Below are 26,998 nucleotides of genomic sequence, written 5' to 3'. Positions count from 1 at the left end.
AATTATTTATGACGCGCCCGCAGATTGTTGATGATGGTACTCAAATCCAGCTCCTGATCCTGCAGCAGCACCAGCAGGTGATAGAGCAAATCCGAGGCTTCATTGGTCAACTCATGACGATCGTTAACCGTTGCCGCTAATGCAGTTTCCACGCCTTCTTCGCCCACTTTCTGCGCGATGCGCTTGGTGCCGCTGGCGTACAGCTTGGCGGTGTACGAGCTCTCGGGATCGGCAGTTTTACGCGAAGCCAGCAGTTGCTCCAACTGATAGAGGAACGTCCAGTCAGGCGCGGCCGGGGAGAAGCAGCTTGAAGTACCGAGATGGCAGGTTGGGCCAATGGGGTTCGCCAGCACCAGCAGCGTGTCGTTGTCGCAGTCCGGCGTAATGCTCGCTACCTGCAGGAAGTGCCCTGAGGTTTCGCCTTTGGTCCATAAGCGGTTTTTAGTGCGCGAGAAGAAGGTAACATTGCCCTCGCTGAGGGTTTTTTGCAGCGCGTCCTCGTTCATATAACCGTGCATCAGCACTTCGCCGGAAACGTTATGCTGGACGATAACGGGCATCATGCCCGCGGTTTTGACCCAATCCAGCTTGCTCAGTTGTTCTGCAGTTAACACGCGCGAATCTCCACACCGTTGTCGATCAGGAAGTTTTTCAACTCACCGATATTGATAATTTGTTTGTGAAACACTGAAGCCGCCAGCGCGCCATCGACGTTCGCCTGCTCAAAGGCTTCAAGGAAGTGCGGCATGGTGCCCGCGCCGCCGGAAGCAATCAGCGGCACTTTGCAGACATCGCGCACCTTCTTCAGCTGCACCAGATCGTAGCCGTTACGCACGCCATCCTGGTTCATCATGTTGAGGACGATTTCGCCCGCGCCCAGCTTCTGCACTTCCTGCACCCAATCGAGGGTTTCCCACGTGGTCACTTTGGTGCGCGCTTCGTCGCCGGTGTACTGATTAACGTGATATTTACCGCTCGCTTCGTCAAACCAGGTATCGATACCTACCACGATGCACTGCACGCCAAAGCGGTCGGCCAGGCGCGTAATCAGCGTCGGATCGGCCAATGCTGGCGAGTTAATGGAAATCTTGTCGGCACCGAACTGCAGAATGCGCGCGGCGTCTTCTTCGCTCTTAATGCCGCCCGCCACGCAGAAAGGAATATCAATCACTTCCGCTACGCGCGATACCCAGCTTTTGTCGACCACGCGGCCATCCGATGAGGCGGTGATATCGTAGAACACCAACTCGTCCGCGCCTTCCTGCGCATAACGCTGCGCCAGCGGCACGATGTCACCGATGATTTCGTGGTTACGGAACTGAACACCTTTTACCACTTGCCCATCACGTACATCGAGACAAGGAATTATCCGTTTTGCCAGCATGCAATCGCCTCCGCAACCGTGAATTTATCTTCCAGTAAAGCGCGACCAACGATCACGCCCTGCGCGCCGCTGCCGCGTAATGCCGCTATATCATCCAGCGAACCGATGCCGCCGGAAGACTGGAAAGCGATGTCCGGGAAAGCCGCAGACACTTCTTTATACAGTGCAACGTTAGAGCCGCTCAGCGTGCCGTCGCGAGAAATATCGGTACACAGCACATGCTTGAGGCCAACCGGCTGATACCAGCCAATCACCTCTTCCAGCGTGACGCCCGCCGCTTCCTGCCAGCCGCTGATCGCCACGTCTTTGCGATTGTTGGCATCAATGCGCACATCCAGCGCCAGCACGATAGCGTCCGCACCAAACTCGCTGAACCAGCTTTTCACCTCTTCCGGTTGCTTCACCGCGGTGGAACCGACCACTACGCGCGTGGCCCCGGCAGCCAGCAGCGCCGCTACGTCATCGCGATTGCGGATGCCGCCGCCAACCTGCACCGGCACATTCACGCCGCGCAGTAAGCTGGTGAGCAGGGGAATTTGACGTTTGGCCGGATCTTTCGCGCCGGTCAAATCCACCAGATGCAGCACTTCGGCGCCCTGGCGCTCGTAATCCTGCAAGCGCGGCAGCGGATCGCTACCGTAATCGCGCTGCTGGCCGTAATCGCCCTGATGCAGGCGCACCACTTTGCCGTCGATTAAATCTAATGCGGGGATAATCATCACATCTCCAGGAAATTTTTCAGCAGCTGCGCGCCCGCTTTGCCCGAACGCTCCGGGTGGAACTGCACGCCGAAGAAGTTATCTTTCTGCAGGGCCGCGGTGAACGGATGGCCGTAATCGCACTGGGCGATGGTGGCGGCATTCACTGGCATGGCGTAGCTGTGCACGAAGTAGAAGTAGCTGCCATCCGGGATATCACGAAACAGATGATGGCCCGCTTTGGCGGTGATCTGGTTCCAGCCCATGTGCGGCAGCGGTAAATCCTGCGTGTCCATCAGCGTAACTGGCTCATCGACCAGGCCCAGCGTGGTGACGCCACCGTTCTCATCGCTGCCGCGACCCAGCAGCTGCATACCAAGGCAGATGCCGAGCACCGGTTGGGTACAGGCTTTGATCAGATCGATGAGATCGCGCTCCTGCAGCTGATTCATTGCCGCCTGCGCGGTGCCAACACCCGGCAACAGCAGCTTATCCGCATGCAGCACCACATCCGGGTCGCGGCTCACCTGCGGCGTGTAGCCGAGGCGCTCAATCGCCCACTTCACCGAGGACAGATTCGCGCAGCCGGTATCAAGGATCACCACGTTCATCACAGCACTCCTTTCGAGCTCGGCAAGGTGTTGCCTTCCACGCGAATCGCCTGGCGCAGTGTGCGGCCAAAGGCTTTGAACAGGCTTTCCACGCGATGATGATCATTACGGCCTTTGGTTTTCAGGTGCAGCGTGCTCATCATGGCGTAGGAGAGGGAGCTGAAGAAGTGCTCGACCATCTCGGTGCTGAGATCGCCGACGCGCTGATAGCTGAACTCGGCTTTGAATTCGATGTGCGGGCGGCCGGAGATATCCAGCGCGCAGCGTGCCAGGCACTCATCCATTGGCAGCACGAAGCCGAAACGACCAATGCCCCGTTTGTCGCCCAGCGCTTTCAACAGCGCTTCGCCAAGCGCCAGACCGGTATCTTCCACGGTGTGGTGATCGTCAATGTAGAGATCGCCTTTCACATCAATGTTCATGCGGAAACCGCCGTGTACCGCAATCTGATCCAGCATGTGGTCAAAGAAGCCGACGCCGGTGTTAATTTTGCTGCCGCCTTCGCGATCCAGCCACACTTCGACTTTAATCTGCGTCTCTTTGGTATTGCGTTGCACCAGCGCATAGCGATCGCGCTTGGTCAGGCGCGCCTGAATCGCATCCCAGTCTTCGCCTTCCGCGCCGTAACGCAGGCCCTGAATGCCCATGTTCTGCGCCAGTTGGATATCGGTAAGACGATCGCCGATCACATAGCTGTTGGCGGTATCAAGTGCACCGGCGGCCAGCCAGGCTTCCACCATTTTGGTCTTCGGCTTGCGGCAATCGCAGTTATCTTCCGGCAGGTGCGGGCAGATCAGGATGTCGCTGAAATTTACGCCTTGTGAGCTGAGGATCTGCATCATCAGGTTGTGCGGACCATCAAAATCAGCCTGCGGGAAGCTATCGGTACCCAGGCCATCCTGGTTGGTGATCATCACCAGCTGATAGCCTGCTGCCTGCAACGCCAGTAGCGCAGGGATGGCGTTCTTTTCAAACGCCAGCTTCTCCATGCGATCTACCTGATAATCCGTTGGTGGCTCAGAGATGATGGTGCCGTCGCGGTCGATAAAAAGGATCTTCTGACTCATGCTTGCTCCACTGATAAGGCTTGCAGCGCGGCGATCAGGCGCTCGCACTCTTTACGGGTGCCGATGGAGATGCGCAGGCATCCCGCAAGGCCGGGGTTTTTGTTTTGGTCGCGCAGAATAATGCCTTGATCCCACAGCGTTTTAAACACTTTTGGCGAATCAGTGAAACGCGCCAGAATGTAGTTGGTTTCGCTCGGGAACACCTGTTGCACCACGCTAATCTGCGGCAACTGCGCAAACAGCCAGGCGCGGTTGGCGTTCAGCTCGGCAACATGTTGGCGCATCAGCGCGATGCCTTGCTCGCTCAACGCTTGTCCAGCAACATCCGCGACCGGCGTGGCCAGTGGATAGGGCGCAATCACCTTCATCAGCAGGTCGATCACCGGTTTGTTCGCCAAAGTGAAACCGCAGCGTAAGCCGGCCAGCGCAAAGGCTTTGGACAACGTGCGCAGAATCACCAAATGCGGATAATCCTTCAGCCAGCTCGCCAACGTCGCTTGTGGGCAAAACTCAATATAGGCTTCATCGGCCACCACCAGTGCTTTACCAGCGGTCATCGCCAGCAGTTCGCGAATATCATCCTGATTGATCAGGTTGCCGGTGGGATTGTTCGGGCTGCACATGTAGACAACTTTTACGCCGTCGAGCTGCTCAGCAATCGCTGGCAGATTCAGCTGCCAGTCATCGAGTGCGGCCACGGTGCGGTATTCGATGCCGATGGTTTCCGCGCTGACGCTGTACATGCCGTAGGTTGGCGGGCAGAACAGAATCGCATCTTTGCCCGGTTCGCAGAAGGCGCGCATCAGCAGTTCGATGCCTTCATCCGCACCGCGGCTCACCAAAACCTGCTCTGGCGTCAAACCGGCGTAAGCAGCGTAGCGCTCAATGACAATCTTCGGCTGGCATTCCGGATAGCGGTTCAGCGTCTGCTGCGACAGCTCAAACGGCACCGGCAGCGGGAATTCGTTGGCATTCAGCCATACATCACCGTTACCGCCCAGACGACGCGCCGATTGATACGGCGTCAGCGCGCGCACGTTGGCGCGCGCTAACTCTTCAATATTCAGGCTCATGCTTGCTCCTTCAGTGCGGCAACACGCAGGGTAACGGCATTTTTGTGGGCTTCCAGCTGCTCGGCAGCGGCCAGGGTTTCAATGGTCGCGGCAAGATTAAGGAAGCCTTGCTGCGTCAACTCTTGCACCGTCATACGTTTCTGGAAATCGGCCAGGCCGAGGCTGGAACAGGTGGCGGTGTAACCGTAGGTCGGCAGCACGTGGTTGGTGCCAGACGCGTAATCTCCCGCCGATTCCGGTGACCAGTCGCCGAGAAACACCGAACCGGCGCTGGTGATGCTATCGACCAGGTCGCGCGGCTGGCGCGTCTGAATGATCAGGTGCTCTGGGCCATACAGGTTGGAGATCTCAATGCACTGTTCCAGGTCGCGCAGCACAATCAGACGGCTGCTCTCTAACGCCTGACGTGCGGTAGCTGCACGCGGCAGCTGCGCCAGTTGCGCTTCAACCGCTTGCGCCACGCCTTCAGCCAGTTGCAGCGAGGGCGTCAGCAGGATCACCTGCGAATCCGGGCCGTGCTCCGCCTGCGACAGCAAATCGGATGCCACGAACGCGGGTGTAGCGCCTTCATCGGCAATCACCAGTACTTCGGATGGACCCGCTGGCATATCAATCGCCGCGCCATCTAAACGCTGGCTGACTTGACGTTTAGCTTCGGTGACATAAGCGTTGCCCGGACCAAAAATCTTGTCCACTTTCGGCACGGTTTCGGTGCCGAAGGCGAGGGCGGCGATGGCTTGTGAACCGCCAACCTGAAACACCTCTTTCACGCCGCACAGCTGTGCAGCGTAAAGAATTTCATCGGCAATCGGTGGCGGCGAGCACAGCACCACGCGACCACAACCCGCGATGCGCGCGGGTGTCGCCAGCATCAACACGGTTGAGAACAGCGGGGCGGAACCGCCAGGAATATATAAACCCACCGATTTCACCGGCCGCGTAATCTGCTGACAGCGCACGCCGGGCTGGGTTTCCACATCCACTTCAGCAAGAATCTGCGCATTGTGGAAGGTTTCGATATTTCTTACTGCCACTGCCATCGCCTGCTTCAGCGTGTCGCTCAGACGATCGCTGGCCGCCTGCATCTCTTCTGCCGTGACGCGCAGGTTTTCCACCTGTGCCTTGTCGAAGCGTGCGCTGAATTCACGCAGCGCCGCATCGCCATCACTTTTCACTTTTACCAACACATCGCGCACGATCTGGCTGATGCTTTCTGAAGCCGAAATCGCCGGACGCATTAGCAGCGCTTGCTGCTGCTCTGTGCTGCACTGTTGCCAATCAATGGGTGTCATCAGCGTGCTCATCGTGTTACTCCAACATTTTTTCGATTGGCAATACGAGGATTGAGCTGGCACCCAACGCTTTCAGTTTTTCCATGGTTTCCCAGAACAGGGTTTCGGTGCTCACCATGTGCATCGCCACGCGGCTTACGTCTCCGGCCAGTGGCAGCACGGTTGGACGCTCAGCACCTGGCAGCAGTGCAATCACTTCTTCCAGGCGCTCGCTCGGCGCATGCAGCATGATGTACTTGGATTCACGCGCTTTAATCACGCCCTGAATACGCGTCATCATTTTGTCGATCAGCTCTTGCTTAGCCGCAGGTAATTCGCCATCGCGCTGAATTAACACCGCTTTCGAGCGGTAGATCACTTCTACTTCGCGCAGGCCATTAGCTTCTAGCGTCGCGCCGGTTGAAACCAGGTCACAAATGGCATCAGCCAGGCCGGCGCGTGGTGCCACTTCGACAGAACCGTTCAGCAGGCAGGATTTAAAAGCAACGCCTTGTTTATCGAGGTATTTCTTCAGCAGGTGCGGATACGAGGTGGCCACGCGGGCGTTATTCAGACACTGCGGGCCGGTGTACTCTGCATCAACCGGCATCGCCAGCGACAGTCGGCAGCCGCCGAAATCCAGCCGACGCAGTGTGAAGTAACGCGGATCTTCGCCCTGGGCACGACGGTTCAGCAGCTCTTCTTCCAGCACGTTTTCACCGACGATGCCGAGATCCACCACGCCATCCATCACCAGGCCAGGAATATCGTCATCACGCACGCGCAGGATGTCGATGGGCATGTTCTCCGCAAACGCAATCAGACGCTGCTGCTGAAGGTTGATTTTGATGCCGCAGCGCGCCAGCAGTTCGCGTGATTCATCGCTTAAACGGCCAGATTTCTGCATAGCTATGCGAATACGGGTGTTATCTAACATGGTTCCTGTCCTCTTTTTCAATCCTGTCTGAACGTATTGGTTTGCGTTCGCCCATAAAAAAACCCCCGGAAGACGATCTTCCGGGGGCTCTCTTTGCGTTCGCACCACTGGAAGATCCTAATCGTCTCCCAGCACACATCGCCTGAAAGACTAGTCAGGGTGATGGTGATGATGGTGGTTGAACTGAACGCGTGTCATAGTAAATTCCGTTGCTGAATGAGTATTCATTTGCGTGCTGATTAACCTAACGAAGATGGTGGCAATTGGCAACCCTTTTTTAACTGTCAATTTCCGGAATCTCCCGAAACAGTTTGCGCTGGTTTGGCACATCTACCCGCACTAAGATGAAGTGTGAGCCCATAGCAGGAGTCGATATGAAAAAGGTCGCGATTGTAGGTCTTGGATGGCTGGGTATGCCGTTGGCAATGGCGCTAACGGCACGCGGCTGGCAGGTAACCGGCAGTAAAACCTCGCCGGATGGTGTGGACGCCGCACGCCGCTGTGGCATTGAAGCCTTCCAACTGGTTTTGACGCCAGAGCTGGAGTGTGAAGCAGAAGAGCTAGATACGCTGATGGCGGTGGACGCGCTGGTGGTGACCTTGCCTGCCAGCCGCACCGTAAAAGGCGGAGAGGATTACATGCAGGCGGTGCAGAACGTGGTGGACACCGCACTGGCAAAAAAAGTGCCGCGCATCATTTTCACCAGTTCTACCTCGGTTTACGGCAGCGGCGCGGGTGTAATGAAAGAGAGCAGCCCGCTGCAACCGGAAACCGTCGCCGGCAAAACGCTGGTGGAATTGGAAAACTGGCTACACGATCTGCCCGGCACCAGCGTGGATATTGTGCGCCTTGCCGGATTAGTGGGACCAAATCGTCATCCGGGGCGTTTCCTGGCGGGTAAAGCCGGACTGGAAAATGGCGGTCACGCAGTGAATCTGGTGCATCTGGATGATGTGGTGGATGCGATTGTGCTGTTGTTGCAAACCCCGAAAGGCGGGCACGTTTACAATCTGTGTGCCTCGAAACATCCATCGCGCGATAGTTTTTATCCCAGCGTGTCGAAGCAACTGGGGCTTGAGCCACCCACGTTTGTTTCCGAACCGGAACGTTCTGCCGGGAAGGTGATTGATGGCTCGAAGATCGCGAATGAGTTGGGGTTTGAATACAACTATGATGACCCGATGAAAATGCCGCTGGAATAGGTTTACAGGTGCGCATTAATGCGCACCCTACGATGTAGGGTCGCCATTCATGGCGACCTGGTCACACCCCAAACCGATCCCGCAACGCATACCAAGCCGCGCCCATCGCCGTCAGCGGCACCTTAAACCGCCGCCCACCCGGAAACGGCAGGTGCGGCAATTTCGCAAACGCATCAAACCTCTCCGCGTGGCCACGCAGCACTTCAGCAATCAATTTCCCAGAAAGATGGGTGCAAGTGACGCCATGCCCACTATCGCCCTGCATAAAGAACGCATTTTTCTCAACCTGCCCAAACTGCGGCATACGCGACAATGTGAGCAGGAAATTGCCGCTCCAGCGGTGGCTGATTTTGATGTCACGCAGCTGCGGGAACGTGCGCAATAGCTTGGGACGAATCAGCGCTTCGATATCATCCGGCTCGCGCGCGCCATACACCACGCCGCCGCCGTAAAGCAGGCGGTTATCGGCGGTGAGGCGGAAGTAATCGAGCAGATAATTACAATCTTCTACGCAGTAATTATTCGGCAGTAAACCCAGCGCCTGGTCGCGCGTTAAGGGTTCGGTGGTCACGATCTGCGAGCCGCACGGCATGCTTTTGCGCGTCAGGCGCGGTTCAAGCTGCGACGGCAAATAAGCGTTGCCGGCAAAAATCACGAAGGTGGCGCTGACTTCACCTTTGGCGGTTTTTACCCGATGGGGTGCGCCATATTTCACTTCTATCGCCGCCGACTGCTCATAAATACGTCCGCCGTGCCGGCGAATCGCTTCCGCTTCACCCAGCGCCAGATTGAGTGGATGCAGATGCCCGCCGCGCTTATCGAGTAAACCACCGACGTAGCGATCGGTGGCTACTTCCCGGCGAATGCCGCGCTCGTCGAGCAGCTCCAAATCGTGATTTCCGTAGCGCGCCCAACTGGCCTGCTGGCTGCGCAGATGGCCCATTTGACGTTGATTCAGCGCGGCAAAAATGCCGCCGGGACGATAATCGCAGGCGATGGCGTAACGGTCGATGCGATCGCGAATGATCTCCGCGCCTTCAAACATCATGCTGCCGAGCATCTGCGCGGTCTGTTTACCGTAGCGCTGCTCAATCACGTCCACGTCACGGCTGTATGAGTTGACGACCTGGCCGCCATTACGCCCGCTGGCGCCAAAGCCGATTTTCGCCGCTTCAAGCAGCACCACGTCGTAACCGGCTTCGGTAAGAAACAGCGCCGACGAAAGTCCGGTAAAACCGCCGCCAATAATGCAGACATCGCACTGTACCGATTCTTGCAGCTCCGGCCAGGGCGCATGAGCGTTGGCGGTAGCAGCGTAATAACTTCCCACATGTTGCATTACATCCTCCTTAAGCGCGAAATCTTAGAAATTGGCGGGCGTATGCGCGCTAACAATGCGACACGGTTGATCTGAGGTATTGGTAAAACTGTGTGGCAACCCGGTGTCAATCACATAGCTCTCTCCGCGATATAAATGATAACTCTGGCCGTTCACCACCAGCGTGATTTCACCTTCCAGTATCGTGCCGGTTTCCTCGCCGGGATGGCGTAACTTCTCACCGGTGCTGGCGCCCGGTTCGTAACGCTCTAGCAGCATCGCCAGCGCACGACGCGCGGCACCGTTATCAATCAACATCAGCGATACGCCAAGACTGCCGATCTCCACACACTCTTCCGGGCGCACAATCACCCGCGGCGTGGTATTGATTTTGGGTTCGGAGAAAAACTCCGACAGCGATAGCCCGTAAACTTTTAGCAGCTTCTGTAAAGTGCTGACGGCCGGGCTCACTTTGTCCTGTTCGATGGTGCTAATGGCGCTGTGCGTTAATCCTGATAACTCAGCGACGCGACGCTGAGACAATCCCAACGCCTGCCGGATTTGCGATAAGCGCCGTCCGGGTGCCAGAGTGGCATCATTCATGGCTGTTTTTCCTTGTGATAACAGACAGCGGCGTGGATAAAGGCCTCAAACAAACGGCGCGAAACCGGATCGCGGTCGGACTGCCATTCTGGATGCCATTGCACCGCGAGGGCGAAAGGGTGCTTTGGCAGGCTAACGGCTTCAATCAATCCGTCAGGCGCGCGCGCTTCCACGCGCAGCTGCGGACCGGTTTCACGAATTCCTTGCCCATGTAACGAATTGACTGCAAAAGATTCGGCGCTGCCAAGCAGCTGGCTCAGCATGCCACCAGCTTCTGGCTGCACATCATGTACCGGCGCGTATTGCTCATCCAGGGGCAGCGCATCGTTTTCGCGATGCTCCTGAAAAAGATGCGTCATATGCAGTTGGCGATGCAGTGCGCCGCCGTTGGCGACCACCAGCTCCTGCAGGCCGCGACAAATGCCAAACATCGGCATCTTTTTACCCACCGCATGGGTGATAAGTCCGAAGGCGAGACGATCGCGCGCTGGATCGGCATGCGCCTCTTTGCCATCTTCGCCATAGTGCCAGGGTTCAATGTTGCTGGGGCTGCCGGTCAGCAAAATGCCATCCAGCACGGTCATACTGTTTTCTAATAGATGAGGGGAATGCATTAACTGATGCGGTAATGGCAGCGGCACGCCACCGGCGAGTACGATAGCGTCGAGATATTTATTGTGAACCGTTTGACCAGCATGGCTGCCGATCATGTTTTGGCACATCACTACGCCAATCAAAGGCTTGTCAAAAATAATGCCCATAACGTCTCCACGCTGCTGTTCAATATTTTCGCCGAAACGGCACGGCTGGCATTAAAAGTGTGCAATATTTTGTCAATCTAGCAATCAGCCGTTCATTCCTCCAGCAGAATTGTTACATTTGCACACTTTTTGCGTTAGCGCTATGTTAGAAGAGTGGCTGTTATTTTGAGCATTTCGCGCACCAATTCTAAACGGTATAGGGCGGGTGGGATCATGACGAACCTCGTAGAAGTAGAAGACTTCACGCGACACAGTGAAGAGAAACGAACAAGCGCGTTCCAGCTGGAGGTCAAAACCTGGCTGGAACGCCATCCTGAAACGCAGTATGTCGATATTCTTCTTAATGATTTAAATGGGGTATTTCGCGGTAAACGCATTCCCATCTCCGCATTAGCAAAACTGGAAAAAGGGTGTTACTTCCCGGCTTCGGTTTTCGCTATGGATATTCTCGGTAACACCGTCGAAGACGCCGGACTGGGCCAGTCACTGGGCGAACCCGACCACCTCTGCATGCCGGTTCCCGGAACCTTAATACCTTCTGCAGCCGACCCCACGCACATCGCTCAGCTGTTGTTGACCATGTGTAACCAAGATGGCACTCCCTTTGACGTTGAACCCCGTAATGTCCTTAATCGACTGTGGCAACAGCTGCGTAATCGAGGATTGTTCCCGGTGGTAGCGGTAGAGCTGGAGTTCTATCTGGTGGATAAAAAGCGCGATGCGGAGGGCTTCATTCAGCCGCCATGCTCGCCGGGCAGTGACGATCGCAACATGCAGAGTCAGGTTTATTCGGTCGATAATCTCGACAATTTCGCCGACGTTCTGCGTGATATCGATCATCTTGCCAGGCTGCAAGGGATTCCCGCCGACGGTGCGCTGGCAGAAGCCTCGCCCGGCCAGTTTGAAATTAACCTGCATCACGCGCGCGACGTGCTGAAAGCCTGTGACCACGCCATTCAATTGAAGCGGCTGGTGCGGCAAGTGGCCGAGAATCACGGCATGACGGCGACGTTTATGGCTAAACCTTACGAAGAGTATGCAGGCAGTGGCATGCATGTTCACATCAGCATGCTGGATGCCGCCGATCATAACGCCTTCGCGCTGGACGATGGCAGCGATTCACCGCTGATGAAACGTGCGCTGGCGGGGATGATTGATCTGATGCCGGCTTCAATGGCCCTGCTGGCACCGAATGTGAACGCCTATCGCCGCTTCCTGCCGGAAGCTTATGTGCCGCTGCAGGCGTCGTGGGGGCACAATAATCGCACGGTCGCACTGCGTGTGCCCTGTGGCGATGCGGATAACCACCGCATCGAGTATCGCGTTGCCGGTGCAGATGCAAATCCCTATCTGGTGGTGTCAACTATTCTTGCCGGTATTTTGCACGGTCTGGATAATCAGCTACCTTTACCGCATGCGGTGCAGGGCAATGGGCATGAAGCAGAAGGGCTGGCATTACCGATTCGGCAAAGTGATGCGCTGTATGAATTCGAGAATAGCTATCCGCTGCAGAAGCTGTTGGGCGAGCGTTTCAGCGGGGTATGGCACAGCTGCAAACAATATGAGTTGATGCAGTTTGAGCGCTTAATCACCTCGACGGAAATCGACTGGATGCTAAAGAATGCCTGACCGCGTGAAGAATTGATCTAACGTCTTGTGCCGATGGCATAAGTTGGGGCAAAATACGCGCCCTGCAAAATGAGAACTAACCGACGTTAACCGCGTCGGTTATTTTTTTGCATGATGTAGTACTCACTGACATTCAAACGAGGCCGGACACGCATCCGGATAGATAGATACTGACAAACACGCTTGTGCGTGAGATTTGAGGAAAACAAAGATGGGACTGTTTAACATTGCACCAGCTCAGGCTGGTTCTCGCTTCCGTGATGACTACGGCGCCGCGACAATCGCAAACACGTATTTCACTTCTCACTGCAGCAAATTGCGCAGTATCCCTGTAGCTCAGCCGATCGCGGTTGTCGCTTGCGGGGGCCTGAACAATGTCGCTTAACACCTCTGCCGCACCTCAGCGTGCACATCTGAAAAAATCCCTGACCTTGATCCCGGTTGTCATGATGGGCCTGGCGTATATGCAGCCAATGACCCTGTTTGATACCTTCGGTATCGTGTCTGGATTGACCGACGGCCACGTCGCCACCGCGTATGCTTTCGCCCTGATCGCGATTCTGTTTACTGCCGTGAGCTACGGCAAGCTGGTACGCCGCTTCCCATCTGCGGGCTCCGCTTACACCTATGCTCAGAAGGCAATCAGTCCGCATGTCGGCTTTATGGTTGGCTGGTCATCACTGCTGGACTACCTGTTCATGCCGATGATCAACATCCTGCTGGCGAAAAGTTACTTTGAAACGTTGGTGCCTGGCATTCCGTCATGGATTTTCGTGGTGCTGCTGGTGGCCTTCATGACCATCTCTAACCTGCGTGGAATCAAAACCGTTGCCAACTTCAACAGCGTGATCGTGGTGCTGCAAGTGGTGGTGATGGTAGTGATCACCGGTATGGTGGTTTACGGTGTGGCACACGGTGTGGGCGAGGGGACATTGACCAGCAGCAAACCGTTCTGGTCTGAGAATGCGCACGTGGTGCCGATGATTACCGGTGCGACCATTCTGTGCTTCTCGTTCCTCGGCTTTGACGGCATCAGTTCGCTGTCGGAAGAGACCAAAGATGCAGAACGCACCATCCCACGCGCGATTTTCCTCACCGCGCTGATTGGTGGTGTGATCTTTATCGGTGTCTCTTACTTCCTGCAGCTGTACTTCCCTGACATTTCGCGTTTCACCAACCCGGACTCTTCACAGCCAGAAATCATGCTGTTCGTGGCGGGTAAAGCGTTGCAGATTGGCATCCTGATCTTCTCAGTGGTGACAGTGCTGGCGTCGGGTATGGCCGCGCACGCCGGTGTTTCACGTCTGATGTACGTGATGGGCCGTGATGGCGTGTTCCCGCAGCGTTTCTTTGGCTTCGTGCATCCGAAATATCGCACGCCGTCACTGAACGTGCTGCTGGTCGGTGCGGTGGCGCTGATGGCGATCAACTTCGACCTGGTGACCGCAACGGCGCTGATTAACTTCGGTGCACTGGTGGCGTTTACCTTTGTGAACCTGTCGGTGATTGCGCAGTTCTGGATCCGTGAGAAGCGTAACAAGACGCTGAAAGATCACATCAACTATCTGCTGCTGCCGGTCATGGGCGCACTGACAGTCGGTGCGTTGTGGATTAACCTGGAAGAGACCTCAATGGTGCTCGGCCTGGTGTGGGCGGCGATTGGTATCATCTACCTCGCGTTTGTTACCCGCACTTTCCGCAATCCGGTTCCGCAGTTCAGCGAAGAAGTGTGATTTGATTGAAGTCGCTGTCCCCCATCCTGGCCTTCCCCCGCAAGCGGGGGAAGGAGACGCTGCCACATGAAACTCCTAACTCGCATGTAGCAGCATCTTCCTCCCCCATCAATGGGGGAGGACCGAGGAGGGGAACAGCAAGCACAATTTAAAAAACTCAACCCGCTAACACCAATTCCCAACGCCCCGCACTCAACGCTTCACGTCCCGCTTTACTTAGCTCTGCATCCGTAATTAATGTATCAAACTGCTCCAGCGGCAACGCCAGATGCGTCGCAATCTTGTTGTACTTGGAACTGTCGCTCAGCAACACGCGCTTGCTACTGACATCGCTCGCCGCCTGCTTGACCGGCACTTTATCTTCATCTGGCGTATACAGTCCGCGCGTGCCCCAGCATGATGCGGAGATAAACGCGATATCGATCGCCAGCTGACGCAAACTGCGTGCTGCCGCTTCACCCACGCTGGAACGGTTCTCACGGCACACCGTGCCGCCGGTGTGAATCAGCTTGCAGTCGCTACTTTCCATGAGTAGACGCGCAATCACAAAATCATTGGTCACCACCAGCAAATCGTCACGCTCTATCAACTCGCGTGCCAGTGCTAACGTGGTAGTGCCGGCATCAAGATAAATACAGCTATTACGCGGAATGTGGCGCGCAGCATACTGGCCAATCGCCATCTTCTCACCGCTGTACATATTGGTTTTTGCCAGATGCGACGGCTCCGCCGCCAGGCGATCCGCCGAGCGCACACCACCAGAAACCGACAACACCGCGCCTTGCTCTTCCAGTTTCTGCACATCGCGACGAATCGTCATATGTGACACGCCCAATCTTTCGGTCAGCTCAGCAATGCTCACCACGCCGCGTTCAGCAACCAGCGTTAAAATTTGTTGATGACGTTCAATCGGAATCACCCTGCTCTCCCTGAATTATCATTTTTTCACATTGTAGATCATCGATTCACAGCTCGCAGCACAATTTATCTTCACGAATTTTCTGCAGAAATCCCACGCAGACCGGATCCTAATCAATCAGGTTGAGGTGTGAATTCATGTTAAGCAGTGCGCAGCGAAGTTAATTTTTGTGATATTACGCACGTTTATTGCGCAGTAACTGCGGCAGACTTAACACCAATGAACAAATTATCACTTAAATTAACAATGGAGGTGTGCTGTGTCAGCAACCGTGAATAACATCGGCGTGATTGGTTTAGGTTCCATGGGCATGGGTGCGGCGCAGTCTTGTATCCGTGCAGGATTGAACACCTGGGGCGTTGACCTAAATCCGCAAGCGCTGGAAACCCTGCGTCAGGCCGGTGCGCGCGATGCACAGACCTCCGCTGCCCGTTTTGCTGCTGAACTGGATGCGGTGCTGCTGCTGGTGGTCAACGCCGCGCAGGTCAAAGCGATTCTGTTTGGTGAAAACGGTGTGGCCGCGCAGCTCAAGCCCGGCACCGTGGTAATGGTCTCTTCCACCATCTCTTCACAGGATGCGCAGGCGATTGAACAACAGCTGGCGCAGCATCAGTTGCTGATGCTGGATGCGCCGGTTTCCGGCGGTGCAGCCAAAGCCGCAGTCGGTGAGATGACCGTAATGGCATCCGGCAGCGATGAAGCCTTTGCACTGCTAAAACCGGTGCTGGATGCGGTAGCGGCGAAGGTCTATCGCGTCGGCAGCGAGATCGGTTTGGGCTCTACCGTCAAAATCATTCACCAGCTGCTGGCGGGCGTGCACATTGCCGTGGGTGCCGAAGCGATGGCACTGGCCGCGCGGGCCGGGATTCCGCTCGACACCATGTACGACGTGGTGACCAATGCCGCCGGTAACTCGTGGATGTTTGAGAACCGCATGCGTCACGTGGTGGATGGCGATTACTCGCCGAAATCTGCAGTCGATATCTTCGTCAAAGATCTCAACCTGGTCGCGGATACCGCCAAATCGCTGCACTTCCCGCTGCCGCTGGCCTCTACCGCGCTCAACATGTTTACCGAAGCCAGTAATGCCGGTCACGGCCGTGAAGATGACAGCGCGGTGATCAAGATCTTCAGTGGCATCACGCTGCCGCAGGCAGAGGAGAAGTAATCATGCGTTTAGGCGTTATTGCAGACGATTTTACCGGAGCCACTGACATTGCCAGTTTCCTGGTGCAGAACGGTCTGCCGACTATTCAGTTCAACGGCGTGCCCGATGCGCACGACGCACTGCGCGCGCAGGCGATTGTGATCAGCCTGAAGTCGCGTTCTTGTCCGCCTCAGCAGGCGATTGAGCAAACATTGGCGGCGCTGGCGTGGCTACAACAGCAGGGCTGTGATCGTTTCTACTTCAAATATTGCTCGACCTTCGACAGCACCGAGCAAGGCAATATCGGTCCGGTGACCGATGCGCTGCTGGCGGCATTAGGCGAAACGCAAACGGTGATTTCGCCGTCGCTGCCCGTTAACGGGCGTACGGTGTATCAGGGCTATCTGTTTGTTGCCGATCAGCTGCTGTCTGAATCGGGCATGCGCCATCATCCGGTCACGCCAATGACCGACAGCAATCTGGTGCGTTTGATGACGCGTCAGGCCAAAGGTCAGGCGGCGGTGATCAACGCGGCGCAGCTGGATCAAGGTGCCGAGGTGGTGCGTGCGCAGCTGGATGCCTTGAAAACACAGGGCATTAACTATGTGGTATTGGATGCGCTGCACGAGCAGCATCTGCTGACGCAGGGCGAAGCGTTGAAAGAGACGCGTCTGGTCACCGGCGGTTCAGGATTGGCGATCGGGATTGCCCGCGCCTGGGCAACGCAGCAGCAGAACAGCGATGCCGAGCAGGCGGGTCGTCCGCAAGGCGACCGTGCGGTGGTGATCTCCGGTTCCTGTTCGCAAATGACCAATCGTCAGGTTGAGGCGTATCGCCAGCACGCGCCATCGCATGAAGTGCGGGTGGAACGTTGCCTGGACGATGCCGAAAGCTATGCACAGGAACTCTGCAATTGGGTCGAAGCGCATCATCAACCTGCGCTGGCTCCTTTATTGTTCGCTACTGCCGATGCGCAGCAGCTGCAGGCAATTCAGCAGCAGTTTGGTGCGGCGCGCAGCAGCGAAGCCGTTGAGCAGCTATTTGCCGCGGTTACGCGTGAACTGAAAGTTCGCGGCTGGCAGCGCTTTATCGTGGCGGGCGGCGAAACCTCGGGTGTGGTGGCACAAAGCCTCGGCGTCACCGCGTTCCACATCGGACCGATGATTTCGCCGGGCGTACCGTGGGTGCGCGATATCCATCAGCCGCTGTCGTTGGTATTGAAATCCGGCAACTTTGGCGATGAACAGTTCTTTGCTCGCGCACAAACGGAGTTTTCAGCATGACCGAACAACAAGCACGCGAAGAAATGGTGCAGCTTGGCGCCTCCTTCTTTCAGCGCGGTTACGCCACCGGTTCGGCAGGCAACCTGTCGCTGCTGCTGGAAGATGGCAACTTGCTGGCGACGCCAACCGGATCGTGCCTCGGCGAACTGCAGGCCGATCGCCTGGCAAAAGTGACGCTACAAGGCGAATGGATCTCCGGCGATAAGCCATCGAAAGAGGTCGCTTTTCACCGCGCGCTCTACCTGAATAATCCCGAGTGCAAAGCGGTGGTGCACCTGCACAGCCACTATCTGACGGCGCTCTCCTGCCTCAACGATCTCGATAGCGAAAACTGCATCCGGCCGTTCACGCCCTACGTGGTGATGCGCGTCGGTGATGTACCGGTAGTGCCGTATTACAAGCCGGGCGATCAGCGTTTAGCTGACGATCTGGCCAATCTGGCCTCGCGCTACAGCGCCTTCCTGTTGGCCAATCACGGCCCGGTAGTGGTGGGTAAATCTCTGCGCGAAGCCGCCAATAACACTGAAGAACTGGAAGAGACCGCGCGTCTGATGTTCACGCTCGGCGACCGCTCGATTCGTTATCTGACCGATAGCGAAGTGGCGGAATTGAGGAGTTTCTAATGCCTAAGTTTGCAGCCAATTTATCCACGCAGTTCGGTGAACTGCCGTTTATCGAACGCTTTGCCGCCGCGGCTAACGCCGGTTTTCGCGGCGTCGAGTTCTTGTTTCCATATGACTATCCAGCCGAGGCGATCAAAGCCGAGCTGGAGACACATCAGTTGGAGCTGGTGTTGTTCAACACCGCGGCTGGCAATGTGCAAGCGGGTGAATGGGGCGTTTCTGCCATTCCCGGCCGTGAAGAGCAAGCGCGCGCCGATATCGATCGCGCGCTGGAGTATGCGTTGGCGTTGAATTGTAAGCAGGTGCACATCATGGCGGCCACCGTGCCGAACGGTGCCAATCGTGCAGAATATGAAGCGACATTCGTGCAAAATATGCACTATGCCGCTGAGCGTTTTGCGCCGCATGGCATTCGCCTGCTGCTGGAAGCGCTAAATCCGGTCACCAAGCCGAATTATCTCTATTCAAGTCAGTACCAGACGCTGGCGATGATGGAACGCATCGATCGTCCGAACGTATTTACCCAGCTCGATCTTTTTCATGCGCAGTTGGTGGACGGCAATCTGACGCATCTGATCCGTGAATATGCGGGCCGTTATCGCCACGTCCAGATCGCGTCGGCACCACATCGCCACGAGCCGGACGAAGGCGAAGTTAACTATTCGTATCTATTTAATCTGCTGGATGAAGTGGGCTACGACGGTTGGGTGGGATGTGAATATTTCCCGCGCGGCCGCACCGAAGCCGGTCTCGGCTGGTTCGCGCCATACGCTAAGTAAATCAATACCCTTCCAGCACAGTGCGTAGAAGCACTGTGCTGGATAAGTCATGCCTGAATCTGTCAATGCCAAAGAAAACTGTACCCAAAAAATACTTATAAAATAGAGGATTATCATGTCAACCGCGTTGTTGTTAGCTATCGCTACCGCCAGCATCGTGATCTTGCTGTTGCTGGTGATTAAAACCAAAGTTCACCCCTTCGTGGCGCTGCTGATTGTTAGCCTGCTGGTGGCGATTGCTACCGGCATCCCGGCGGATAAAATTATGGAAACCATCTTTAGCGGGATGGGCAACTTGCTGGGGCACATCACTATTATCATCGTGTTGGGGGCGATGCTGGGCGCAGTCATTGAAGCTTCGGGCGGCGCAGAGTCGCTGGCGCAGCGCTTCAGCAAATCGCTGGGCATTAAGCGCACCGTAGCAGCGCTAACCATAGCCGCCTTTATCCTCGGTATTCCGGTCTTCTTCGAAGTCGGTTTCATTATCGTCATTCCGCTGATTTACGGCTTCACCAAAGTGGCGCGCGTGTCACCGCTGAAGTTTGGCCTGCCAATGGCGGGGGTGATGCTGACGGTACACGTGGCGTTGCCAACCCATCCGGGCGCAGCCGCAGCCGCCGGTATTCTGCATACCGATATGGGCTGGCTGATGATGCTCGGTATTTTGATTTCAATCCCGGTCGGAATCGTCGGTTACTTCGTCGCCAAAGCGATGAACCTGCGTCAGTATCATCTTTCGGTGGATGTGTTGGAGCAGTTGCAGCTGGCGAAACCGGAAGGCACGCCGAAAAACGACGCGTCACCGCCGGGTGCGCTCACCATCACCGGTCTGATTGTGGTACCGATTCTGCTGATCGTGATGGGGACCGTGGCGCACACCACGCTGGCTGAAGGCAGCACGCTGCGCTCGGTGATGACGGTGATTGGCACACCCGCGATTGCGTTGCTGATTGCGCTGGGTTTGGCGGCATGGCTGCTGGGCGTGCGCCGCGGCTGGAGCAAGGAGAAGCTGGAAGATCTGACCGGCCGTGCGATTCCCAGTTCCGCCAGCGTGATTCTGGTGGCGGGCGCGGGCGGTGCCTTCGGTAAAGTGTTGGTGGAATCGGGCGTGGGCAAAGCGCTGGCATTAACGCTGGAAACCTTGCACCTTCCGTTGCTACCCGCTGCGTTTATCCTGTCGCTGGCGCTGCGTGCCTCGCAGGGATCGGCAACGGTCGCGATTCTCACCACCAGCGGTTTGCTGAGCCAGGCGGTGGGTGACGTGACGGAAATGCAGCGCGTGCTGATCACGTTAGCGGCCTGTTTCGGCGGTTTGGGCTTGTCGCATGTCAATGATGCTGGATTTTGGGTGGTGACGCGTTATCTGGGCTTGTCGGTAGCCGACGGTTTGAAGACCTGGACGGTATTAACCACCGTGATGGGCCTGAGCGGATTTGTATTAACGTGGCTGGTGTGGGGAATGATTTAAGTTTCCGGGTCGCCATAAATGGCATAACGCTCGTTAGTTAAGAGATGAAACCCCAATCACCGGGCGCACACATTGTAGCGGCGCAATTCATTGCGCGATAAATCGCGCCGCTACGGAATGTGCGGTGATTTGATACGGTGCTTAACTGATCGGCATTACGCCATTTATGGCGACCGCTTTTAAAAAGCGCAGAGGACTAAGAAACCAACTCCTGCGCATACAAATACAGCGCTTTCAACTGCGCCATCTTATCCGTATTTCCCTCGTGTAAACTCGCCAGCGACTCCAGCTCCAGCAAAAATGCCTGCACGCGTTCGGCATTCAACGCTTCGCGGCGATGCTGCAGCCAGCGCTGCTGCTCGGCGTCATCCAGCGTGCCGGGGAAATTACGCGCACGATAGCGGAACAGCAGTTTAGCGATGCGCTTATCTTCAAAGGTCAAATCCAGCGCCGGAAGGTTCTGCGGCGGCGTCTGGCGGATAATGTTCATACCAGCACGATCGGCATCGCTAAAGAAACCGTCATACAGCTGGGCATCCACATCATCCGATGGCGTGAACGGCTCGGCGTCGGCAAATAGCGCCACCACTTTCTCTCGCACTTCAGCATGTTCACGCAGCAGCTTGAGGTTGGCGAGGCACTGCTGGCGATCGATGTTCAGGCGCTCGGCATCTTCCGGACGCAGCGTACTCGCGGGTGCCAGCACCGGACACTTATTGATATGCACCAGCTTGATCGGCACGGCAGGCAGATCGCCCAACTCGCTATGACGGGTATACAAACGTTCACGCAGTTCGTCAGATTCCAGCGCCAGCAGCGGCGACATATCACCGGCCAGGTCGGCGACAATCAATGCATTACGATTATCCGGATGCCAGGCCAGCGGCACAATCCAGCTGGTATTGCCACGTGCCGCGCCGAACATGCCGGAGACGTGCACCAGCGGTTTCATCTGCGGGATATCAATCAGCGTTATCAGTTTCTGTTTGTTGCGATGGGTAAACAGAAACTCAAACAGCTTCGGCTGCTTCTCTTGCACCAGTTTGGCCATGGCCAGCGTGGCATAAACGTCAGACATCGCATCGTGCGCCTGTTCGTGTGCCACGCCATTGGCTTTGGTGAGATGTTCCAGCTTAAAGCTCGGGAAGCCATCGTCATTTTCCGGCCACTCAATACCTTCCGGGCGTAACGCGTAACAAGCGCGCATCACGTCGAGCAAATCCCAGCGCGAATTGCCGTTCTGCCAGCTCCAGCCGTACGGATCGAAGAAGTTGCGATAGAAGATATTGCGCGTCACTTCATCATCAAAGCGCACATTGTTGTAACCAATCACACAGGTTTGCGGCTCGCTAAACAGGCCGTGGATGCGTTCGGCAAACGCCGCTTCTGTCACGCCGCGCGCTTTGGCGGTTTGCGGCGTAATGCCGGTGATCATTACCGCTTCCGGCTGCGGCAGATAATCGTCGGCCGGTTGGCAATAAAATACCTGCGGTTCACCTACCGCGTTGAATTCTTTATCGGTACGCAGGCCGGCAAACTGCGCCGGACGGTCTAGCGATGGGCTTTTGCCGAAGGTTTCATAATCGTGGAATAAGAAGGTGAACTCAGAGGCGGGCACGGCGTTATCCTGGCAATGGAGAATCAACGCACAGGATAGTCGTCCCTGGGTAGCAGTACAACCTCGATCATCCTCGCTGCGAGCGGGCACGCAGCATTTATGCGCAGTTCATACTTTTTTTCAATTTATTCAGATCTGTAAGCGCTATTTGCCGTACAACGTGCGGCGGTAAATTCATTTTTTTGATTTCGAGGAAGAAGTGTTGAAAAGGCGTCTGCTGGTAACTGTATCTGGAATGATTGTTTGGGCATCGTTGGCGCAGGCTGACGACAGCATGCCGTTTCCCCTGACGCCTCCGCCGATTGATGCGGCGTCGTGGGTGCTTATGGACGCCACTACCGGGCAAATTCTCACTGCGGGCAATCCGGATGAAGAGCGCAACCCGGCCAGCCTGACCAAACTGATGACCGGCTATGTCGTTGATCGCGCTATCGATCAGAATAAAATCAGCCGCGATGACAAAGTCACCATCGGCAAAGATGCGTGGGGCGCGGGCAATCCGGTGTTCAAAGGTTCTTCGCTGATGTTCCTCAAACCGGGCGATCAGGTCACGGTGCGCGACCTGATGCGCGGTGTGATCATCGATTCAGGTAACGATGCCTGCGTGGCGCTGGCGGATCACGTGGCCGGCAGCGAAGGTAGCTTCGTTAACATGATGAACAGCTATGTGCAGAAGCTGAATTTGACGCACACCCATTTTGAAACCGTGCATGGTCTTGACGCGCCGGGCCAGCACACCACCGCACGCGATCTGGCAACGCTATCGCGCGCGATTATCAGCGGCGAGCCCGATTTCTACGCCATGTACGGTGAGAAAACCCTGACCTGGAACGGCATCACGCAGAACAACCGCAACGGTTTGTTGTGGGATCAAAATCTGCACGTCGATGGCCTGAAAACCGGGCATACCGAAAGCGCGGGTTTTAACATCATCGCGTCTAACGTCGTCGGACGTCATCGCCTGATCGCCGTGATCATGGGCGGCAAAAGTTCGAAAGGCCGTGAAGATCAGGCGCGCAAGCTGCTGGTGTGGGGCCAAAACACCTTTGATACGGTGCAACTGTTCCACGCAGGGAAAAAAATCGGTACGGAAAACGTCTGGTACGGCAATCCGCATAAAGTGGATGTCGGTACCACGCAGGATATCTACCTGTCGCTGCCGCGCAGCGAAGTCGCCAACGTGATGGCCAAATACGTGATTGACCGTAAAGATCTGGAAGCGCCGCTGAAAGCGGGCGAGCAGATTGGGGAAATTCAGGTGATGGACAAAGATAAGCAGTTGGCAAGCTATCCGCTTTATGCGCTGCAAGCGGTTGATCAGGCAGGCATCATTACGCGCATCAGCGATTACGTGAAACAGAAACTGTAATCCGTCGCATAATTTTGCGTCATCGCCGTCGCCGTGCTGCGGCGGCGTGATTCTGGTCGCCATAACTCACGCGCCCGTAGGGTCGCCATTCATGGCGACCGTTTCAAACATCGCACCTAACATGAAGCGTTACATCAATGTTTCCATTGATAAGGTTAGATGTAACGCACATGTTGAATTTCACCAAAACTCGAAAAAAATTGCGTTCAACACTGATGGTGCACCAACCGCCAGGGTAACATAGCGCGCAAATTTGTATCGTTCCCGGACAACCATGTTACGCGCTGACAAGCCCATCTCGCAGATTGAGTTCTGGTTCTACCGCCACTATCGCACCGTACACGGCGTGCGCATTGCCATCGCCTTTGTACTGTGTTTCCTGTTTGTGCGGCTTACCGACATTCCAGAAGGCACCTGGCCGCTGATTACGCTGGTGGTGGTGATGGGGCCAATTTCAACCTGGGGCAACGTGTTGCCGCGCGTAGTACAGCGTATTAGCGGCACCTTCGCCGGTCTGATTTCCGGGTTGATTGCGCTCAAGCTTGAGCTGTTTTCATTGCCGGTAATGCTGGTATGGTGCGCCATTGTGATGGTGGTCTGCGGCTATTTGACGCTGGGAAAACATCCCTATATGGCGTTACTGATCGGTATCACGCTCGGTGTGGTGGTTGGCGCACCGGCCGGGGATTTCACTATCGCCATGTGGCGCGGCGGTGATGTGATTCTCGGTTCGTTGATGGCACTGCTGTTCAGCGCCATTTGGGCACAACGCGCGTACACCCATTGGCGCATCCAGCTGTCGGATGCGTTTATCGCCATGGCCAAGCTGCATCACACCGGCTTCTCTGCTAATTTGCTGGAAAAACCACGGCTAAACAAACCCTTCCAAAAGTTGCTAAGTGGCGTGATTAAGATGCGCGCGTTATTGGAACCGGCAAGCAAAGAGACACGCATTCCCAAATCGGTGTTTGAGGCAATCCAAACCATCAATCGCAATATGGTGAACACCATGCAGATGCAGATTGATGCGTGGTGGTCATCGCGTGAAAGCCATCTGATTATGCTTAATGCTCCCACGTTGCGCCGCACGCAGCAGATGACGGAAGACACGCTGAATGCGCTGGCCACGCTGATGGTCAAAGGCGAAACCGAGCAGATCACCGCTAACAGCCACGCGCTCGATGAGATTACTCAAGAGTTGGAGCAGCTGATTGCCAATCGCAGCAGACGCCCGGAAACCACGGCGATTTACGGCTACGTTTGGCTGAGTCTTGAACAGGCGCGTCAGCTGGAGCGTATGACTGATTTAGTGCGTCTGGCGCTACGTAAATAGTTTTCTCAGGCAATGACTTAATGTGAATCACCCATTCTTTGCGCTAAGATAAGCGCCAGTCCGAATTTAGCGGTGAGAATTGCAACCCTGGCGGCCAAGCCGCTAAGCTAAACGTTATGACTATTCCGCCTGCCAACGCAGGCCTAAAGAAAGGTGCCAACATGGAAAATGCCAAGCAATCATTTCAGGACGTACTGGAGTTTGTGCGTATGTTCCGTCGTAAAAACAAGCTGCAGCGCGAAATCGTGGATAACGAGAAGAAAGTCCGTGATAACCAGAAACGTGTGTTGCTGCTGGACAACCTGAGTGAATACATCAAACCCGGCATGAGCATCGAGGCGGTTCAGGAAATTATCGCCAGCATGCGTGTGGACTATGAAGATCGCGTTGATGAATACATCATCAAAAACGCTGACCTCTCCAAAGAGCGTCGTGAGCTGTCGAAGAAGTTGAAAGCGATGGGCGAGCCAAAAGCACAATAAATTTCCATCCACCATTAATCATGAGGTCGTCATTTATGACGACCTTTTTATTTGGGAAAAAGATAACCCCAATAACTCTTCTTGCGATTTGGGGTTATTGGGGGTATCTTTTGTGCTTTCAGGACGCTGTAAGGCAATGGCATGGATAGCAGATCATTAATGGCCGAGATCAAGGCCGATGGCTGGGAACTGATACGTGTGAACGGTAGCCATCACCATTTTGTCCATCCGGTTAAAAAAGGGCTGGTGACGATACCGCACCCCAAAAAGGATTTGCCGACCAAAACGGTGAAAAGTATCAGGAAACAAGCCGGACTGACTGTCCATTAATTCGAAAGAGGTGACATATGTTTTATCCCATCGCGATTGAGGCTGGCGACCAAAGCACGGCATTTGGCGTCACGGTGCCGGATTTGCCGGGCTGTTTTTCTGCTGGAGATACGCTGGAAGCGGCGGTAACAAATGCCAAAGAGGCGATTATCGGCCATCTGGAGCTGCTGGTAGAATTAGAGCAGGACATCCCGGCGGTTTCTGAATTGAAATCGTTGATGAAAGATCCGCAATATGCAGGTTATGTTTGGGTACTTATTGATGTGGATGTCACTCGCATTTTGGGCGGGTCCGAGAAAATAAATGTAACCTTGCCAAAACTGCTGATTGATCGCATTGACCGCTGCGTAGCAACGCATCCCGAATTCAAAACCCGTTCAGGTTTTTTGGCACAGGTCGCGCTCGAGCGCATTGCGAAGACCAGCTCATAAGCTTCGTCGGGAACCCATTTATGGCGAACTGGCCCGCAGTAATGGGCAATTCACATGAAACAGCGCGATGTATCGCGCTGTTTTTTTTGTATTATTCCGCCGCTAACTCCCACCACAGCTTATCCATTGCGTAATAGCGGTCGCGTTCCGATTCAGGCTGATTCAAATCGCGTTTCCACGGTTTTGCCAGAATGAAATGCAGGTTCTTCACCTCATCTTCACGCCACATTGCGCTGTGCTGGAACGGTAATGTTTTCAGCGCGTTGTAGATATAAGGCAGCGGCAACCAGCGGTTTTCGAACACTTCATTAAGCAAATCTTGCTCTGAGAACGGATAGCGGCGCAGATCGGTAATGCCCGCCACTTTTTCCTGCAGCCACTCAAACACCGCCAGATCTGGCTTCAGCACCAGGAAACCGCCGTTGAGATAACGATCGAGCGTGGACGGTGCGGTTTCGCCACGATCCTGCCAGGTATAATGACAATTCTCGGGCTGCCAGCTTGCGGGATAGCTGGCGATCTTATTGGGATTGCAGCGGCACGCGTGACACGCCGCCAGCGCATGTTCGCCCAGGTCGAGCGTAAACAGCTCATCCATATTGCGCAGCACCAGCATGTCGGCATCCAGAAACACCACGCGCTCACAATCAACCAGCTCCCACGCACGCAGCTTGCTCCACACTTCACCAAACTGCGCTGAAGCATAATGCTGCTCCAGTTCGGCATTCGGCATCAGCGGCGCGACAGGATGAATCACACAGCCCAACGCCTGCAACGCTTCACGCGTCTCCAGATCGATAGCGTCGGTGACCATCACAATCAGCGGCCAGCGTGTTTCACTGCGCTTAAGCGAGTGTTGCAGTGCCTTAACACCAATAAAATAGTCTGGCTGCGTTAACAGCGTTACCCATGCAAACATGGTTTCTCCC

At 55.5% G+C, this 26,998-nt stretch carries 28 protein-coding genes and 1 other annotated feature; of the genes, 13 read left to right on the top strand and 15 right to left on the bottom strand.

What is annotated here, in order from left to right; genetic code table 11:
• Positions 1 to 2: 2 nt before the first annotated feature.
• From hisIE to hisL, 9 genes are all read right to left on the bottom strand, one after another.
• The gene (hisIE, locus tag AC6I8K_RS12130; protein ID WP_497826793.1) at positions 3 to 614 is read right to left on the bottom strand and encodes a bifunctional phosphoribosyl-AMP cyclohydrolase/phosphoribosyl-ATP diphosphatase HisIE; all 612 of its coding nucleotides are present in this window, start codon (positions 612 to 614) and stop codon (positions 3 to 5) included.
• Positions 608 to 1,384 carry an imidazole glycerol phosphate synthase subunit HisF gene (gene hisF / locus AC6I8K_RS12125; protein ID WP_007888882.1) on the bottom strand — a complete coding sequence of 259 codons (777 nt, stop codon included), beginning with the start codon at positions 1,382 to 1,384 and terminating at the stop codon, positions 608 to 610. Before hisF ends, hisIE begins: the two co-directional genes overlap by 7 nt.
• Positions 1,366 to 2,103: a 1-(5-phosphoribosyl)-5-[(5-phosphoribosylamino)methylideneamino]imidazole-4-carboxamide isomerase gene (gene hisA, locus AC6I8K_RS12120; protein ID WP_483817713.1), complete on the bottom strand. Its 738-nt coding sequence runs from the start codon at positions 2,101 to 2,103 to the stop codon at positions 1,366 to 1,368. Before hisA ends, hisF begins: the two co-directional genes overlap by 19 nt.
• The gene (gene hisH / locus AC6I8K_RS12115) at positions 2,103 to 2,693 is read right to left on the bottom strand and encodes an imidazole glycerol phosphate synthase subunit HisH (RefSeq protein ID WP_008104825.1); all 591 of its coding nucleotides are present in this window, start codon (positions 2,691 to 2,693) and stop codon (positions 2,103 to 2,105) included. Before hisH ends, hisA begins: the two co-directional genes overlap by 1 nt.
• Positions 2,693 to 3,760 carry a bifunctional histidinol-phosphatase/imidazoleglycerol-phosphate dehydratase HisB gene (gene hisB, locus AC6I8K_RS12110; RefSeq protein WP_064739207.1) on the bottom strand — a complete coding sequence of 356 codons (1,068 nt, stop codon included), beginning with the start codon at positions 3,758 to 3,760 and terminating at the stop codon, positions 2,693 to 2,695. The genes hisH and hisB overlap by 1 nt, the downstream gene beginning before the upstream one ends.
• Positions 3,757 to 4,833 carry a histidinol-phosphate transaminase gene (gene hisC, locus AC6I8K_RS12105; RefSeq protein WP_483817712.1) on the bottom strand — a complete coding sequence of 359 codons (1,077 nt, stop codon included), beginning with the start codon at positions 4,831 to 4,833 and terminating at the stop codon, positions 3,757 to 3,759. The genes hisB and hisC overlap by 4 nt, the downstream gene beginning before the upstream one ends.
• Complete coding sequence (gene hisD, locus AC6I8K_RS12100; RefSeq protein WP_497826792.1) at positions 4,830 to 6,137, bottom strand: histidinol dehydrogenase; 1,308 nt, start codon at positions 6,135 to 6,137, stop codon at positions 4,830 to 4,832. The genes hisC and hisD overlap by 4 nt, the downstream gene beginning before the upstream one ends.
• A gap of 4 nt (positions 6,138 to 6,141) precedes the next feature.
• Positions 6,142 to 7,041 carry an ATP phosphoribosyltransferase gene (hisG, locus tag AC6I8K_RS12095; RefSeq protein WP_483817710.1) on the bottom strand — a complete coding sequence of 300 codons (900 nt, stop codon included), beginning with the start codon at positions 7,039 to 7,041 and terminating at the stop codon, positions 6,142 to 6,144.
• 53 nt (positions 7,042 to 7,094) lie between these two features.
• Positions 7,095 to 7,216 (bottom strand) — a sequence feature (His leader region).
• Positions 7,192 to 7,239, bottom strand: coding sequence for a his operon leader peptide (gene hisL / locus AC6I8K_RS12090; protein WP_100396937.1), 48 nt, complete (start codon positions 7,237 to 7,239; stop codon positions 7,192 to 7,194). (Overlaps the previous feature by 25 nt.)
• Positions 7,240 to 7,415: 176 nt before the next feature.
• Here hisL and AC6I8K_RS12085 point away from each other — a divergent pair, with 176 nt between their 5' ends.
• Positions 7,416 to 8,243 carry an SDR family oxidoreductase gene (locus AC6I8K_RS12085; RefSeq protein ID WP_483817709.1) on the top strand — a complete coding sequence of 276 codons (828 nt, stop codon included), beginning with the start codon at positions 7,416 to 7,418 and terminating at the stop codon, positions 8,241 to 8,243.
• Between the two features lie 61 nt (positions 8,244 to 8,304).
• Here AC6I8K_RS12085 and AC6I8K_RS12080 read toward each other — a convergent pair whose 3' ends face one another.
• The 3 genes from AC6I8K_RS12080 to puuD are packed head-to-tail and all read right to left on the bottom strand — an operon-like array spanning position 8,305 to position 10,925.
• Complete coding sequence (locus AC6I8K_RS12080; RefSeq protein WP_483817705.1) at positions 8,305 to 9,582, bottom strand: NAD(P)/FAD-dependent oxidoreductase; 1,278 nt, start codon at positions 9,580 to 9,582, stop codon at positions 8,305 to 8,307.
• A 24-nt stretch (positions 9,583 to 9,606) separates the two neighbouring features.
• Positions 9,607 to 10,164: an HTH-type transcriptional regulator PuuR gene (gene puuR / locus AC6I8K_RS12075; protein ID WP_483817704.1), complete on the bottom strand. Its 558-nt coding sequence runs from the start codon at positions 10,162 to 10,164 to the stop codon at positions 9,607 to 9,609.
• A complete protein-coding gene (gene puuD, locus AC6I8K_RS12070) occupies positions 10,161 to 10,925 on the bottom strand; it encodes a gamma-glutamyl-gamma-aminobutyrate hydrolase (RefSeq protein WP_497826791.1) in 765 nt (254 codons plus the stop codon). Before puuD ends, puuR begins: the two co-directional genes overlap by 4 nt.
• Positions 10,926 to 11,138: 213 nt before the next feature.
• On the opposite strand from puuD, the gene AC6I8K_RS12065 reads away from it, so the two are divergent.
• Complete coding sequence (locus AC6I8K_RS12065; protein WP_497826790.1) at positions 11,139 to 12,554, top strand: glutamine synthetase family protein; 1,416 nt, start codon at positions 11,139 to 11,141, stop codon at positions 12,552 to 12,554.
• 374 nt (positions 12,555 to 12,928) lie between these two features.
• Positions 12,929 to 14,287, top strand: coding sequence for an APC family permease (locus AC6I8K_RS12060; RefSeq protein ID WP_064739198.1), 1,359 nt, complete (start codon positions 12,929 to 12,931; stop codon positions 14,285 to 14,287).
• Between the two features lie 157 nt (positions 14,288 to 14,444).
• On the opposite strand, the gene ygbI is transcribed toward AC6I8K_RS12060, so the two are convergent.
• Complete coding sequence (gene ygbI / locus AC6I8K_RS12055; RefSeq protein ID WP_483817701.1) at positions 14,445 to 15,206, bottom strand: DNA-binding transcriptional repressor YgbI; 762 nt, start codon at positions 15,204 to 15,206, stop codon at positions 14,445 to 14,447.
• Positions 15,207 to 15,465: 259 nt separating this feature from the next.
• On the opposite strand from ygbI, the gene ltnD reads away from it, so the two are divergent.
• From ltnD to AC6I8K_RS12030, 5 genes are all read left to right on the top strand, one after another.
• On the top strand, positions 15,466 to 16,374 hold the full coding sequence (gene ltnD / locus AC6I8K_RS12050; protein ID WP_073991666.1) for an L-threonate dehydrogenase: 909 nt from the start codon (positions 15,466 to 15,468) through the stop codon (positions 16,372 to 16,374).
• A gap of 2 nt (positions 16,375 to 16,376) precedes the next feature.
• Positions 16,377 to 17,636 (top strand): 3-oxo-tetronate kinase, encoded by a 1,260-nt coding sequence (gene otnK, locus AC6I8K_RS12045; protein ID WP_497826789.1) that lies wholly within the window; start codon positions 16,377 to 16,379, stop codon positions 17,634 to 17,636.
• Positions 17,633 to 18,259 carry a 3-oxo-tetronate 4-phosphate decarboxylase gene (otnC, locus tag AC6I8K_RS12040; protein ID WP_497826788.1) on the top strand — a complete coding sequence of 209 codons (627 nt, stop codon included), beginning with the start codon at positions 17,633 to 17,635 and terminating at the stop codon, positions 18,257 to 18,259. The genes otnK and otnC overlap by 4 nt, the downstream gene beginning before the upstream one ends.
• Entirely contained in the window at positions 18,259 to 19,038 is a 780-nt protein-coding gene (locus AC6I8K_RS12035) for an HPr family phosphocarrier protein (protein WP_497826787.1), read from the top strand. The genes otnC and AC6I8K_RS12035 overlap by 1 nt, the downstream gene beginning before the upstream one ends.
• 115 nt (positions 19,039 to 19,153) lie before the next feature.
• Positions 19,154 to 20,506, top strand: coding sequence for a GntP family transporter (locus AC6I8K_RS12030; RefSeq protein WP_497826786.1), 1,353 nt, complete (start codon positions 19,154 to 19,156; stop codon positions 20,504 to 20,506).
• A 196-nt stretch (positions 20,507 to 20,702) separates the two neighbouring features.
• Here AC6I8K_RS12030 and sbcB read toward each other — a convergent pair whose 3' ends face one another.
• On the bottom strand, positions 20,703 to 22,124 hold the full coding sequence (gene sbcB, locus AC6I8K_RS12025) for an exodeoxyribonuclease I (RefSeq protein WP_497826785.1): 1,422 nt from the start codon (positions 22,122 to 22,124) through the stop codon (positions 20,703 to 20,705).
• 202 nt (positions 22,125 to 22,326) lie between these two features.
• Here sbcB and dacD point away from each other — a divergent pair, with 202 nt between their 5' ends.
• From dacD to AC6I8K_RS12000, 5 genes are all read left to right on the top strand, one after another.
• On the top strand, positions 22,327 to 23,493 hold the full coding sequence (gene dacD, locus AC6I8K_RS12020; RefSeq protein ID WP_497826784.1) for a serine-type D-Ala-D-Ala carboxypeptidase DacD: 1,167 nt from the start codon (positions 22,327 to 22,329) through the stop codon (positions 23,491 to 23,493).
• A 274-nt stretch (positions 23,494 to 23,767) separates the two neighbouring features.
• Positions 23,768 to 24,826, top strand: coding sequence for an FUSC family protein (locus tag AC6I8K_RS12015; protein WP_064739189.1), 1,059 nt, complete (start codon positions 23,768 to 23,770; stop codon positions 24,824 to 24,826).
• A 161-nt stretch (positions 24,827 to 24,987) separates the two neighbouring features.
• Positions 24,988 to 25,308 (top strand): PTS system regulator TmaR, encoded by a 321-nt coding sequence (gene tmaR, locus AC6I8K_RS12010; protein ID WP_008110563.1) that lies wholly within the window; start codon positions 24,988 to 24,990, stop codon positions 25,306 to 25,308.
• A gap of 141 nt (positions 25,309 to 25,449) precedes the next feature.
• Positions 25,450 to 25,638, top strand: coding sequence for a type II toxin-antitoxin system HicA family toxin (locus AC6I8K_RS12005; RefSeq protein WP_497826783.1), 189 nt, complete (start codon positions 25,450 to 25,452; stop codon positions 25,636 to 25,638).
• A 17-nt stretch (positions 25,639 to 25,655) separates the two neighbouring features.
• Positions 25,656 to 26,069, top strand: a complete 414-nt coding sequence (locus AC6I8K_RS12000; protein WP_064739188.1) for a type II toxin-antitoxin system HicB family antitoxin — start codon at positions 25,656 to 25,658, stop codon at positions 26,067 to 26,069.
• Positions 26,070 to 26,160: 91 nt separating this feature from the next.
• Here AC6I8K_RS12000 and AC6I8K_RS11995 read toward each other — a convergent pair whose 3' ends face one another.
• Positions 26,161 to 26,988, bottom strand: a complete 828-nt coding sequence (locus tag AC6I8K_RS11995; protein ID WP_497826782.1) for a glycosyltransferase family 8 protein — start codon at positions 26,986 to 26,988, stop codon at positions 26,161 to 26,163.
• Between the last annotated feature and the right edge of the window lie 10 nt (positions 26,989 to 26,998).

This window comes from Pantoea sp. X-Soil-ISGK-421 (assembly GCF_059730785.1).
Note: the sequence above shows the minus strand (reverse complement) of the source record. Positions and strands in the feature narration are given on the sequence as shown.

What these genes read in the sequence shown, in the direction of transcription:
- AC6I8K_RS11995 (WP_497826782.1), bottom strand. Translation starts at nt 26,988, where the DNA reads ATGTTTGCATGGGTAACGCTGTTAACGCAGCCAGACTATTTTATTGGT.
- hisH (WP_008104825.1), bottom strand. Translation starts at nt 2,693, where the DNA reads ATGAACGTGGTGATCCTTGATACCGGCTGCGCGAATCTGTCCTCGGTG.
- hisB (WP_064739207.1), bottom strand. Translation starts at nt 3,760, where the DNA reads ATGAGTCAGAAGATCCTTTTTATCGACCGCGACGGCACCATCATCTCT.
- tmaR (WP_008110563.1), top strand. Translation starts at nt 24,988, where the DNA reads ATGGAAAATGCCAAGCAATCATTTCAGGACGTACTGGAGTTTGTGCGT.
- hisG (WP_483817710.1), bottom strand. Translation starts at nt 7,041, where the DNA reads ATGTTAGATAACACCCGTATTCGCATAGCTATGCAGAAATCTGGCCGT.
- AC6I8K_RS12060 (WP_064739198.1), top strand. Translation starts at nt 12,929, where the DNA reads ATGTCGCTTAACACCTCTGCCGCACCTCAGCGTGCACATCTGAAAAAA.
- AC6I8K_RS12015 (WP_064739189.1), top strand. Translation starts at nt 23,768, where the DNA reads ATGTTACGCGCTGACAAGCCCATCTCGCAGATTGAGTTCTGGTTCTAC.
- otnC (WP_497826788.1), top strand. Translation starts at nt 17,633, where the DNA reads ATGACCGAACAACAAGCACGCGAAGAAATGGTGCAGCTTGGCGCCTCC.
- puuR (WP_483817704.1), bottom strand. Translation starts at nt 10,164, where the DNA reads ATGAATGATGCCACTCTGGCACCCGGACGGCGCTTATCGCAAATCCGG.
- AC6I8K_RS12005 (WP_497826783.1), top strand. Translation starts at nt 25,450, where the DNA reads ATGGATAGCAGATCATTAATGGCCGAGATCAAGGCCGATGGCTGGGAA.
- AC6I8K_RS12080 (WP_483817705.1), bottom strand. Translation starts at nt 9,582, where the DNA reads ATGCAACATGTGGGAAGTTATTACGCTGCTACCGCCAACGCTCATGCG.
- hisC (WP_483817712.1), bottom strand. Translation starts at nt 4,833, where the DNA reads ATGAGCCTGAATATTGAAGAGTTAGCGCGCGCCAACGTGCGCGCGCTG.
- puuD (WP_497826791.1), bottom strand. Translation starts at nt 10,925, where the DNA reads ATGGGCATTATTTTTGACAAGCCTTTGATTGGCGTAGTGATGTGCCAA.
- AC6I8K_RS12000 (WP_064739188.1), top strand. Translation starts at nt 25,656, where the DNA reads ATGTTTTATCCCATCGCGATTGAGGCTGGCGACCAAAGCACGGCATTT.
- otnK (WP_497826789.1), top strand. Translation starts at nt 16,377, where the DNA reads ATGCGTTTAGGCGTTATTGCAGACGATTTTACCGGAGCCACTGACATT.
- AC6I8K_RS12085 (WP_483817709.1), top strand. Translation starts at nt 7,416, where the DNA reads ATGAAAAAGGTCGCGATTGTAGGTCTTGGATGGCTGGGTATGCCGTTG.
- hisD (WP_497826792.1), bottom strand. Translation starts at nt 6,137, where the DNA reads ATGAGCACGCTGATGACACCCATTGATTGGCAACAGTGCAGCACAGAG.
- AC6I8K_RS12035 (WP_497826787.1), top strand. Translation starts at nt 18,259, where the DNA reads ATGCCTAAGTTTGCAGCCAATTTATCCACGCAGTTCGGTGAACTGCCG.
- AC6I8K_RS12030 (WP_497826786.1), top strand. Translation starts at nt 19,154, where the DNA reads ATGTCAACCGCGTTGTTGTTAGCTATCGCTACCGCCAGCATCGTGATC.
- hisA (WP_483817713.1), bottom strand. Translation starts at nt 2,103, where the DNA reads ATGATTATCCCCGCATTAGATTTAATCGACGGCAAAGTGGTGCGCCTG.
- AC6I8K_RS12065 (WP_497826790.1), top strand. Translation starts at nt 11,139, where the DNA reads ATGACGAACCTCGTAGAAGTAGAAGACTTCACGCGACACAGTGAAGAG.
- hisF (WP_007888882.1), bottom strand. Translation starts at nt 1,384, where the DNA reads ATGCTGGCAAAACGGATAATTCCTTGTCTCGATGTACGTGATGGGCAA.